Annotated in this window: 10 protein-coding genes; 3 read left to right on the top strand and 7 right to left on the bottom strand. The window is 37.8% G+C overall.

From position 1 onward, the window contains the following. Window positions 1–67: 67 nt before the first annotated feature. Complete coding sequence (locus AC6CH1_RS04675; protein WP_251688761.1) at window positions 68–1282, bottom strand: NAD(P)-dependent malic enzyme; 1215 nt, start codon at window positions 1280–1282, stop codon at window positions 68–70. 388 nt (window positions 1283–1670) lie between these two features. Between AC6CH1_RS04675 and AC6CH1_RS04670 the strand changes: the two genes are divergently transcribed. Beyond that, window positions 1671–2486, top strand: a complete 816-nt coding sequence (locus tag AC6CH1_RS04670; RefSeq protein ID WP_498316437.1) for a S1C family serine protease — start codon at window positions 1671–1673, stop codon at window positions 2484–2486. A 292-nt stretch (window positions 2487–2778) separates the two neighbouring features. On the opposite strand, the gene AC6CH1_RS04665 is transcribed toward AC6CH1_RS04670, so the two are convergent. The 5 genes from AC6CH1_RS04665 to AC6CH1_RS04645 all read right to left on the bottom strand — a co-directional run bounded on the left by AC6CH1_RS04665 (window position 2779) and on the right by AC6CH1_RS04645 (window position 10207). Continuing rightward, window positions 2779–3795 carry an inorganic phosphate transporter gene (locus tag AC6CH1_RS04665; RefSeq protein WP_251688765.1) on the bottom strand — a complete coding sequence of 339 codons (1017 nt, stop codon included), beginning with the start codon at window positions 3793–3795 and terminating at the stop codon, window positions 2779–2781. Between the two features lie 17 nt (window positions 3796–3812). Beyond that, complete coding sequence (locus AC6CH1_RS04660) at window positions 3813–4433, bottom strand: DUF47 domain-containing protein (protein ID WP_079525974.1); 621 nt, start codon at window positions 4431–4433, stop codon at window positions 3813–3815. Window positions 4434–4827: 394 nt separating this feature from the next. Beyond that, a complete protein-coding gene (locus tag AC6CH1_RS04655) occupies window positions 4828–5634 on the bottom strand; it encodes an MBL fold metallo-hydrolase (RefSeq protein ID WP_251688767.1) in 807 nt (268 codons plus the stop codon). Window positions 5635–5783: 149 nt separating this feature from the next. Then, window positions 5784–6581, bottom strand: a complete 798-nt coding sequence (locus AC6CH1_RS04650) for a sulfurtransferase (protein WP_251688769.1) — start codon at window positions 6579–6581, stop codon at window positions 5784–5786. A gap of 14 nt (window positions 6582–6595) precedes the next feature. Continuing rightward, window positions 6596–10207 (bottom strand): dynamin family protein, encoded by a 3612-nt coding sequence (locus AC6CH1_RS04645; protein WP_251688771.1) that lies wholly within the window; start codon window positions 10205–10207, stop codon window positions 6596–6598. A 287-nt stretch (window positions 10208–10494) separates the two neighbouring features. On the opposite strand from AC6CH1_RS04645, the gene AC6CH1_RS04640 reads away from it, so the two are divergent. Both AC6CH1_RS04640 and AC6CH1_RS04635 read left to right on the top strand, forming a co-directional pair. Then, window positions 10495–10947, top strand: a complete 453-nt coding sequence (locus AC6CH1_RS04640) for a DUF4275 family protein (RefSeq protein ID WP_251688773.1) — start codon at window positions 10495–10497, stop codon at window positions 10945–10947. Beyond that, on the top strand, window positions 10944–11405 hold the full coding sequence (locus tag AC6CH1_RS04635; RefSeq protein WP_251688775.1) for a DUF2691 family protein: 462 nt from the start codon (window positions 10944–10946) through the stop codon (window positions 11403–11405). The genes AC6CH1_RS04640 and AC6CH1_RS04635 overlap by 4 nt, the downstream gene beginning before the upstream one ends. A 92-nt stretch (window positions 11406–11497) precedes the next feature. Here the strand turns inward: AC6CH1_RS04635 and AC6CH1_RS04630 are convergent, their stop codons facing one another. Continuing rightward, complete coding sequence (locus AC6CH1_RS04630) at window positions 11498–12415, bottom strand: LysR family transcriptional regulator (RefSeq protein ID WP_251688777.1); 918 nt, start codon at window positions 12413–12415, stop codon at window positions 11498–11500. Window positions 12416–12481 lie beyond the last annotated feature (66 nt).

Raw genomic sequence — 12481 nt, 5'->3', positions numbered from 1 at the left:
TTCCCACTGATTGATCGTCTTCACTATTTTATAGGATGTGCTGAATGTAACTTCATGCACATCCTTTTTAAATGGCTACCGAAGTGTTAATTAGATCTACTTGCTGGAACAATTCAGAAACTCCTGATGCGATGGCTGCGGATCCAACTGCTTTTGCAACTACACCTGCAACCCGTTCATCCATCGAGCTCGGAATAATAAAGTCTTCATTCAGCTCTTCTTCTGTTACTAGCGATGCAATAGCTTCAACCGCCGCCAGCTTCATCGCCTCGTTGATATCTGTCGCTCTTACATCAAGTGCACCACGGAAAATCCCCGGGAAGGCAAGCATATTATTCACTTGGTTGGCATGGTCAGAACGGCCGGTACCAATAATTTTTACGCCCCATTTTTTTGCATTATCCGGCGTTATTTCAGGATCAGGATTTGCCAAAGCAAAGACAATCGGATCTATAGCCATCGATTTAATATGTTTTTCCGTTAAAATATTTGCTGCGGACACCCCGATAAACACATCTGCTCCTACTAATGCATCATCCAAAGTACCGCGTAATTGATCCGGATTCGATAAATGAGCAACCTGTTCTTTTACCGGATTCATCCCTTCAGGACGCCCTTCATAAATAATGCCTTTCGTGTCACACATAACGACATTTGTGTAACCCATTTGAATTAAAATACGGAGAATCGCAATACCTGCTGCCCCAGCTCCGTTAATGACAACCTTCATCTTATTGACATCTTTTTTCACCAGTTTCACCGCATTGATTAAACCTGCCCCAACGACAATTGCCGTTCCATGCTGGTCATCATGAAATACCGGGATTGAACATTCAGCACGCAGCCGGTCTTCAATTTCAAAACAGCGCGGCGCTGAAATATCTTCCAGATTGATTGCTCCATAGGTCGGCGAAATCGCTTTTACAATGTTGACAATTTCGTCTACGTCTTTAGTGTTTAAGCATACCGGTACTGCGTCAACATTTGCAAAGCGCTTTAATAATAACGCCTTACCTTCCATTACTGGTAAGGCGGCTTCCGGACCAATATCCCCTAACCCTAATACCGCGGTTCCGTCAGTGATAACCGCTACTAAATTCCCTTTCATCGTATAGTCATACACGGTTGAAGGATTCTGTTCAATTGCAAGGCAAGGGGCAGCAACACCCGGAGAATAAGCTAAACTCAAATCATATTTATCCTGTACCGGAACTTTTGCACGAATTTCCATTTTCCCGCCAAAGTGTTCGTGCATTTCAAGTGACTTTTTCATTAAATCCATATTTACCATCTCCTTCTAATTTTGAAATACTTTGTAATTACGAATGTTAACCTTTAATTTTTACTTTGTCAACGATAGCTTTAATAAATCGTTCGAATTACTAAAAACAAGCTGAAAACGTTTATATAACAATACTTATATCATTTACCAACCGCTTGTTCCATTTGTGATTTCAAACACAATCTATTATTTCTAAATAATAAATGTAAGGGCTGTCATTTTTAAAATCCTGCTTTATCAAGCTAAAGTATGTGATGGATTGCACGAAGTATTTTCAATTTAGTAATATGAAATAATTCACAAACTTCCAAAAAAAAATTTGAACCTGCTCTTTTTGTCTCAAATTTCGTGTACTTTTGTTACACTAATACATATCGGAGGGAACACAATGACAGAGAAAACGAATACTGAGGAACTGACAGAAGAAGAATTTTTGGAACTTGTTTTGGAAGAACAGGAAAAGGCGCTTGCAAAAGCACGAGAAGAACGTTTAAACCCACAGCCGAAAAAAACGACAAAGCAAAAACCATTTGTTCGAATTGTAGTATGGTTGATGGCATTAACATTAGCTTTTAGTACGTTTGCCGTGATTTTCAATGTATATTCCATTCCTGCGATTGAATTTTTAAAAGTATCATCACAATTATCTAATCAGGAAAATATTCAAACATATAAACAATCTGTTGTCACAATTAATACCGACTCAGGGAAAGGGACAGGGTTTGCGGTATCAGAGAATGGCTACATAATAACAAATGATCATGTAATTGAGGATGCGTTGACGATTACCGTTGTATTTCCGGATGATACGCTTTATAAAGCTGAGGTTGTAGAATCATATGAAGATTATGATTTGGCATTGTTGAAAGTGGATGCTGAAAACTTGCCGTTCCTGCCACTTGCCACAACGAGCGAATTCCGTAAAAATGAGGCCGTCTTTTTTATCGGAAATCCGCTTGCATTTAGCGGGATTGCCAATAAAGGAACGATTATCGGCTATACAACTGCCGCAGACATTCAGCCAGATATCATTATGATGGACGCACCTGTTTATCGCGGAAATAGTGGTAGCCCGGTCATTAATGAAAACGAAGATGTAATTGGTGTTGTGTTTGCAACAGGAACTCGTGAAGGGCACGGGAAAGTCGGATTATTTATTCCGGTTGAAAATGTGCATGCGCTGTTTCAGACATATTTGAAATGATCTGGGGAGTGAAAAACTCGTGTTACGGTGTGGTGAGAGCGCGGCGTATTGTATATTAGAACATTTATGACTGATATTAGAAGAATTGAATGCTATTTTAGAACTTTCATATAGTTTATTTGAAGATCGAGCGCTCATATTAGAACAAACGTGCACTTTATTAGAAGATCTGCGATATATTAGAACTTTTCAGGTTATATTAGAACAACTCGCAACTTTATTAGAAAATCTACCCTCCACCCACAAACAAAAAACGGCTGCTCAATATTAATTATTGAGCGCCGTTTTAAAATTAGAAAATAAGACTAATTAAGAAGTAGAATAATGCGGCCATTAATGCGGAAATTGGCAATGTGATAAACCACGTAACTACAATTTTACGCGCCATTCCCCATTTAACACCTTTCACACGCTGTGCTGCACCAACACCCATAATTGCAGAAGAAATTACATGTGTAGTCGAAACCGGTAATGCGATGACTGTTGCACCAAAAATGATTGATGCAGAAGTTAAGTCCGCCGCTACCCCGTTGACCGGACGGATTTTCATAATTTTACCGCCGACTGTTTTAATGATTTTATATCCGCCTACTGATGTCCCAAGACCCATCGCCAATGCACAGGCAAAACGTACCCAATTCTGTACTTCATCTGTTGATTGCAAGTTTGCTGCGATTAGAGCCATTGTAATAATACCCATCGCTTTTTGGGCATCGTTCGTACCATGTGTAAACGATTGTAAAGCCGCTGTACCGATTTGAGTCAAACGGAACGCTTTCGTTGTTCCATACAGTGGTGAGCGGTGGAAAATAAATTTGAATAACTTCATTACGATAAAACCAAGAGTTAATGCTAAAATCGGCGAAATAATTAACGCCTGCAATATTTTAAAGAAACCTTCATAGTTTAAAATATTCATACCTGCCGATGCAACTGCTGCACCAGCAATTGATCCGATCAATGTATGTGAAGAACTTGATGGAATACCGAAATACCAAGTTAGTAAGTTCCATGTGATGGCAGAACATAATGCTGCCAAAATAACTACAGATCCTGTTGTATCCCCTTCAAACGCGTTCAAAGAGAAAGGATCCACAATTCCAGATGCTACAGCTTTTGCTACGCCTACAAACGTCATCGCACCTACGAAGTTCATCACTGCCGCTAAAAGAACAGCTACTCGAGGTTTTAAAGCACGCGTCGAAACAGATGTGGCGATCGCATTGGCTGTATCATGGAAACCGTTAATAAAGTCGAATGCCAGCGCAAAGATGACAACGAGTACGGTAATGATTAATAACGTATCCATAATTTACTCCTTTTTCATTATGCATTTCGCATAATAATTGATTCGATTGTATTCGCTACATTTTGGCAGTAGTCCGCAATTTCTTCTAACTGCTCATATAAATCTTTAAAGATGATTAAGCGAATTGGATCTTTCTCAGTCTGGAATAGTTCAGTAATGGATTTACGGAAAATTTCATCACATTCACGCTCATAATCTTTGATCAGAATGGCATGTTGACGCATTCCGATTAAATCTTTTTTATTCAATAACTCCATTGCTTTTACTGCTTCATCTGATGATTTGGCAATATAGTCTACGAAGTCACGCATATACTGATTTACTTCTGTAAATGAATACATTTCAAAGTGGGCAATTGTATTTTCAATGCCATCCAGAATATCGTCCAGTTTAATGGCTAATGATAGAATATCTTCACGTTCAATTGGTGTCATAAACGAATCGTTTAATTTCACGATTAATTCATGAATCAGCTTGTCCCCAGCTGTTTCATAGGACTTCATTTTAATTTGAATTTGTTTTAGTTCTGATACTGTAGTAATTGTCGATTCTTTTGCATAGTTGGCACCTTGTTGTACATTTTTTGCAATATTTAATAATCCTTCAAAAAATGGATCCGGCTTTTTAGAGTTAAACATCGAATAAAATCCTCCTAAAATGAAGTTTGTAAATTAAAACCTAGGTAATCATAACACCGAGTTTTCAATATCTTCAACATTAATTTATGTTATTTACAAAAGCTTTACAATTGTGAAACATAGTTTTATAAACACATCTTGTTAATTTTAGCCCTTTTTTGATGAAATATTCTGAAGTCAATCACTATTTGTTGATTTAATGCTTTTATTCAGCCTTTTTTTCAGCATTTTCTACAAAAGTTAACTTTTATTCTTCCATACCCATTATTAAGTAATGTTAATTGTAAAGCTAATGTAAATTTTAAGTTTCGTAATAGTTATTATTTCCGCTTCAATTTTAAATATAAAAAAAGCCTAGTAAGTTCCTACTTACTAGACGGTAAACATATATTATTTACTTGTTTAAGACAGAAGATACGATATGTGCCGCATCCCATTCACCTAAAGACAGTTTTGTAATCGGATACTTTTTATTGAAAAGCTGCGCTGTAATTTCGGCAGCTGTCAAACCCTCTTCGTTCATCATTTCTATTTTATAACTTAGCTCTTTTAAATAATTAAGTTTTCGCATTAAAGCGTCTCTACCATTTTCGATATATCCCGCATGGTTACAATATATTTCAAGAAAATCATACGTTAATACTTTCTCCAGTGATCGGATAATTTGAGGGATGCTTTCTTCTCGCAAGACGACTTTTGTTTTCGGCGTCACATACAGATCACCTGTAAAGAGTTGACCTGTCGATTCATTTAAATAGGCTACATGGTCTTCTGTGTGTCCGGGAGTTTCAATCACTTTCCAATCTGCTGTTCTTGATGAAAAAGCATCTCCGACCGGCTGTGCAAGAAACGGCTGCCTTGCCCCCCAGAAAAGTTTGCGATATAAAGGATAGCCTGCCTTCTTAGCACATTCTTCAATGTTGAGCGAATGCATAAATATCGGCAAGTTGTATGTTTTCTGCAAATAATGCGCGCCTCCGGAGTGATCTTCATGATAATGGGTCAACATAATCTGATCAACGTCCATCTGTTCAAAAAAAGGCATAAACTGCTTAAGAAGTGAGGCAGAACCCGTATCAATTAATATACCGTCCACTTCAAAGCAATGAACATTTAAATAAACTGCCTGAAATTGAACAGATCCATTTATCATTTTTACTCCGTTCTTTTCACTCAGCTCAATTCTTTTCTTCAATAACACATTTCTCACTCCTTTGACCGTTATTTTTCTACAATACCACTTTATTGTAAATATTGGAAATCAAGGCCATACTTTCGTTAAATTTTCCGGACGCCAAAAAGCCGCTATGTAAAATTAATTTACATAACGGCCTATTCAGCAGTTCCAATCTATTTTTCGACAGAGTGATGATTTACCCAATCACTATAGCCTGCCATATAGATTTTTATATTTTGATAGCCTGCTTCCTTTAATACTGTATAGACCGGTGTAGCAGTAACACCTGATCCGCAATAGACAACTACTTCCTCTTCTTTTGGAACTTGCGCGAGAAGAGAAGACGTAATAACCAGTTCTGAGCCATTACGCAACTGTTCCCAATCATAGTTTTTCGCTGTCGGAATATGTCCTGCCACTTTATCAAACGGCTCTAATTCACCACGGTAACGTTCCGGTGCGCGGGCATCAATTATTGTCGCTTTTCGCTTACCTTCAATAATATGCATAATATCCTGACGTTTTATTAAAATATCATCATTCCACTGCAAATCAAGCTTGCTTTCCTTAAATACAGGTACTTCTGTCGAAACTGGGAATCCAGCTTCCTTCAGTGCCTCAAAACCGCCATTTACAACATAGGCATGCTTGAAGCCAGCATAATGCAATATCCACCATGCACGAGTTGCGAAAGCTGCAGCACCTTGATCATAAATATAGATGGCATCATTGTAATTTAAACCATGTTTTTGAAACAAAGCCTGAAGTTGCTTCTTTTCCGGAAGCGGATGTCGGCCTTCTTCTTTCGTTAAATCTGATAGGTCGGTATTTAAATCCCAGTATACAGCTCCTTCAATATGGCCCTCTTCATACATCTTTCTGCCTGACTCTAAATTGTTCATATCAAATCTTGTATCGATTAAACGACCTGTTCTTTCCATTCGATTTGCGGTCACAAAAATATTCGTCATTAAAAAGATCCTCCTTACGCTTGTAGTTGCGCGTAAATATCTTTCCAAACAGCTAAGCGACTTTCTTCTTGAAGTAATAAACGTTCTGTTTCAATCTGCTCGACTGCCTGTTCAAGCATATGCTGGCGCAATCCTTCTGCCTCAATGGCGATGTAGCTTCCCGCCCATTCCATAATTTTGGCTTTTTCAGCATCCAGATAATTTTGTGCATTTGGTTTTGTTAATTGCTCCAATGCATCGCGCAATTGCTCTTTCTCGTTCTTTTCAAAGAATGCTTTTACATTTTTAAAGTGGGATTTTACCCCTTCATATGGCGCCGAATCTGTAAATGGACCTGTAAAATCCAAAATTTCCGGCTCTTTTGATTCATAGCTTAAAAATGCAAAGCTTGGGTTCAGTTCTTTTAATTCACGTGACTCATCTTTAAACAGTTCCTTCATTTTCTTCTCAACAAATTGCGCTAAACGGAAGTTCGTTACACGTAATTCCTGAGCGAAGTCAAAGCTTAACGCCTGCAGCACTTCTTTTAATGCTGTTTGCAATGCTTGCTGTGCAGGCATTTGCGCGAAAGTGGACGGATTATAGCTTTCACGGTAGAAGTCCGGATAGCGGTAGTACACACGTTGCAGTACATAGTATAACAGTTCATCCAGCTCTTGCTTTGTTTCACTTTCAAGCATGGCTGTCTGAGTTGACTGGAACTTGGAGCGCACTAGCTTTTCCAAATGAGCCAATTCTTCAAGACGCTCATCTTTACGTTTCAGGTTTTCTTCAGTTTGTGTAATTAAATCATTCAGACGTGCTTCTGTTTTATCCACTTCTTCTTGAAGTGCCTGTACCGCAATTCCCATCAGTTCATCATTCAGGAAGTGATGGAATGCATCTTCAAATGGTGCCATACCTGACTGATGCTCGAGCTGATCCTGCTTTTCTTTTAAGGCCAGTAAACTCGATACTCCGTACAGTCTTGGGAAACGGATACCGAAGCGTTGTAGCTCTGAACGAACATAGCCTTTTACTTCTTCCTCTTCTTCCATTGTAGAAGCCAAGTCAATCGCATTTACGATAAAGAACATTTTATCCAGTTCAAACGCATCTTTTACTCGTCCTAGCTGGATTAAGAACTCACGGTCCGCTTTTGCAAATGCATGGTTGTAGTACGTAATGAAAAGAATGGCATCGGCATTTCGAATATAATCGAACGCTACACCAGTATGACGTGCGTTGATTGAATCGGCACCCGGCGTATCTACTAATGTTACACCCATACGCGTTAGTGGTGAATCGAAGTAGAAATCGATATTGTCCACGAAACAAGAACGGTTTTCCTGTGCTACGTACTTTTCAAAATCATGGCGGTTAACACGTAATGTCGTTCCCAATTTTGTGATGAATGTTTCATAACCTTCCGAATACGCACGGATAAATGATTTATGAACATTCAGGCGCTCATCTGTTAATGGAACAGCCAGCCCTTCATCTGCACGATCATACGCTTCTTTTAGTGAAGATACTTGAAGGCCAATCGCTGCATACGAACCTTGAATATCTTCAAGTAGCTGCGCTTCATTTTTCAGATGAACATCGGCTGTTTCATGCGGATGTTCCGGTGAGACAGGACGGATTTTATTGATCGCTGCTGTCGTCGGGTTTGGTGATACAGGTAATACGCGCTCACCCATCAATGCATTTGAAAAGCTTGACTTACCCGCACTGAATGCTCCGAATAAGGCAATCGTAAAGTCGCGTTTTTGCAGACGTTCCACTTTTTTCGTCAAGAAGCTGGAAACTTCTTTGAAGCCTTGAACATCTTTAATAATATGCGCCGTCTTCAATGCTTTTTCAGTTACTTTATCAACATTCAAACCTGAACCCACTTTTTCCTGCGTTTGTTCAGCAGCAATTTCTGTTTCTTGACCCTTTAACTGCAGCATCGATTCATCAAATGGACGAATATCTTTCAATGCCTGCTCATGCTCACGCTTCCAGTTTTCCAAATGAATTTTGGATTCCGCGCGAACTTCATTGGAAACTTGTTTCATTAATGTATTGCTGAAAGCCTGGAATATCTCAATTTGCAGTATATGCTGAAGCGCATGCACTTTTTCGGACATTGCATTAATTTTAAGCTTAACAGGTGCTGCTGCTTCACGCGCAACCTGTTCCAATGTATCTTTTTGCTCTAGCTTCCATGCATCCGTTGTTTGAATAAAGTAACGTTTTGTCGCATCTGAAACACGATTTGCAAAGTTTAATACCGCATCTCCCGTTATTATCGCGCTCTTTTGCACTTGATCTTCAATAATCGAGAACGGGAAATTAAATTCCTTCTTGTCAATGCTTGCGGCACGTTCGTCATTCAATGCACCGACATCTTTTAACGCTTGCTTCATCAATGCTTTTATATGACCGGTAATTTGCGATTGGACAACATGGTTAAAGCTTGCATATGCTTCTTCCTGACGTCGCGCTTTCTCTTCTGCTGTTTTCTTTTTCGCAGTAAACAGTCCGCCAACTTTAAAGTCCTCTTGCTGACTTTCTAAATAGGCACGTAGTTTATCACGAACATCCGCCGGCATAATCGCAGCATTTGCAAGCAAGTCTTTACGTTTTTCATCGAACTGCTTATCAAATACATCAAACGAGAATAGTTCTGTTTGACGCGTCAGTTTTTCATATTGCTCTAAAATATCATCGCGATGCTGCCAGTCATCTTCAGAAACGAGTTCAGCGTACGTAGTGAAGCGATCCTGCTTCTCCTCTTCCAAATACGCTTCATGCTCATGCTGTAGCTTCGTCAATGTATTTTCTGCAGTTGAAATTAATTGTTCCTGCCAGTCATTCATTGAATCCATTACGATTTTCTTCACTTGTTCAAAATCGTTGTTCGGAAGCTCTTTTTCACGCAGTGATGTGAAGAAAATATTTTTCGGGTAAACACCCCAAGCAGCAAATGAGTTATGAACTGACTGCTTGAAATCTTCAAATGACAGTTCAGCTTCACGGTGCTTGTCTATTTGATTGACGATCAAATACACGTTCGGATTGTATTTCATCAATTGCTTTGTAAATTGGAAATTCAACTCTGATTGCACATGGTTGTAATCCATTGTGTAAAACACCATATCGGCAATATGCAACGCAGATTCCGTACTCATCGCATGCGCATCGTCCGTTGAGTCAACACCCGGAGTATCCATCACAGTAACCCCTTCAGGTAAGCTTGATGTACTATGTCCAATTTCGATTTGTGATACCAATTCGCCGTTTTTGCTCAATTCTTTTACTTGTTTAATATCATAGCCCGCTTCAAATTTTACCGGCTTTTCATTGTGCAAATATAGAATCGCATAATCTTCATCCGATTTATGCACTTTAACAATGTTCGCACTTGTCGGAATTGGACTTGTCGCTAAAATGTTTTCCCCCGACAGTGCATTGATCATACTCGATTTACCTGCAGAAAAGTGACCGGCAAACCCGATAACAAATTCCTTTTGTAAAAGTTTGCGTGCAAATAAATGAAGCTTTTCAATTCGTTCTGTATCTTCATTTTCTTTATAAATTATGTATTGTAATGCCGATTGCTGTAACAATCCCTGAATTTTCTCGTCAAACATCGTCATATTACTACCCCTTTATATCAATTTATATCTTTTTGCCTTAAATTCGCCATATTTCTATAGTACCATGACCAGTCAAGAAAATCGGCTAGTATTTTATTAAAATTATTATTTCATTATTTTCCCATTAAAGATCAACTTTTATCTTATGAAATTGCTATTTCGGAATAACCAGATTATTATGCGCATTTGAAAGCATTTTTATGATTGTTGTCTAAAGATATAAAAAATCTTATCATTACCCAACATAATATCAGTATAATGAGAAAATAAAAAGATTGGAGCAGCTAATGGACGATTTATCTAAAAGATTGAGTAGAAAAAACATGAAATTTACCGAGAATCTTCACTGGGGGATATATTTTAAAAAGCAATGGGAAAATGCATTTGCCCATCATTTACTTCAGGAAGAAAAAGAAAGAATTTTTCTTATTGGAGACCATTATTTTAGTGGTTACTTGTGGCATCTGTTCAGTTACAAAATGATTCCCCATCTGAGCCAGATTAAAGCCGAAGAAGCTTTTAATTCACTTAAAAAAACAGAGTGCTATATTTTTTATGAACATTTCCCTGAAGTTTTCGATGTTGAGGACGCTAATTCATTAAAAGCAGAAGATTTATTAGAGGAAGAAGATATTTATATAGTAGATAAAAATTTTACTTGGACGTATGTCGTTACTCACGAGGAGAGTTGCGGTCCTTATTTTACAATTAAATTACTGGAGGAGATGATGAAGCAATGAGAGGGGTATCCTTTGAAATACCGAACCGGTACGGCCGTTATTTATATGACATTTTAGAAGACATCAACATCAAAAATTACTTTTGGAAATCAGGTGACGGAGAGGCATATTATATTGATAATAAACAGATAGGCGAAGCAATGTTCCCGCAGCCTTATACATATAACGGTCAAGACCTTTACAACCGAATCTCTGCAAAAGACTATTATGTTTTATTTGCAGACTTAAAAGCATTTAAGGAAAACACACATATACAGGGTATTGCTACATATGAAGATTTCCTTAATAGCCAGTGTGAAATCGCCCTTTTAATTGTTGATAGTTCCTATATAACAATTTATGTAAAAGATCAACATGTAACTGAACGTGTTTATAGAAAAGCGGTTCAGAATGGGTACGAAAATATAGCTTACATTACGGATCATAATGACCCTCGTACAGCATTGACCTTATTTTAAATAAATGCGTGAAGCAATAATTATTGCTTCACCTTTTTTTATTAAATTTAAATTCACTAATAAAAAACTTAACTATGCTCCCCCCTTTTTCCTCAATAATCTATTGAGCTTTTTCGGATGAAACTCGTCAGAGGAATAATTTTAGTAGAATTTCTTAAGTGGCTCATATAAATATCAACTGGATAAATAGTCCCGATCGGACCTATATCCACCACCCTTAATAAATCTGCTTCAATTTCCTCTGAAATCAAACTTTCAGGCAATAGCCCGATACCTAACCCTTCCTTAATCAATTTTATAGCAAAAATAACATCATTTATTTTGTTGAATTTCTTTATATCGTACTCATTATTTAACCATTCAACTAACGGGGTATGTTCATCTAAATAACCTATATAAAGCGGATGCTCATTAAAAAGCGCCTTAAGCTGTAAATCAAGCTCCTTTTCCGCAAGCTGAAATTTTGAAGAATATACTATTCTCAACGGGGAACGGTCAATTCGCTCCGAATGAAATTCTTTAGAAATGAATTTATGTAAACCTAGTGCTACATCTATTCGCTGTTCTTTTATTGCACTCTCTAACTGCATCTGATCTTCCATTTTAATTTCCACGTTGTATTGTTGATGTACTTCAATAAAATTATGTATTCGCTCTAATAGATTCGTATGAAGCAAAGCGGGTGAAACCGAAATTATTAATGGAACAGTCGGATGTAGAGATTCCAGGAGAATTTCTTTCGTACTTGCTTCTATTTCAGCCACAAGTTTTTTGGCCATAGGATAATATTTTTCACCAATTGCAGATACCTTTACCTTTGTATGTTCCCGGTGAAACAATTGAACTTGTAAATGTTCCTCCAATAACTTCATATGTACAGTAATACTGGGCTGGGAAATATACAGTTTTTCTGCCGCCGCTCGAAAGCTCCCTTCTTCAACAACCGCTATAAATGATTTCAACCATTTTATATCCATATTTATCACCTTCTTATTAATATTATTAATCAAATACATTAAAACTCATTAATTCTATTAATTGTAAGTCTATTATACACTGTAAGCAATACATGAAAT

This window comes from Solibacillus sp. GQ1 (assembly GCF_059758555.1).
This window is presented reverse-complemented; position numbering and strand designations above follow the sequence as displayed.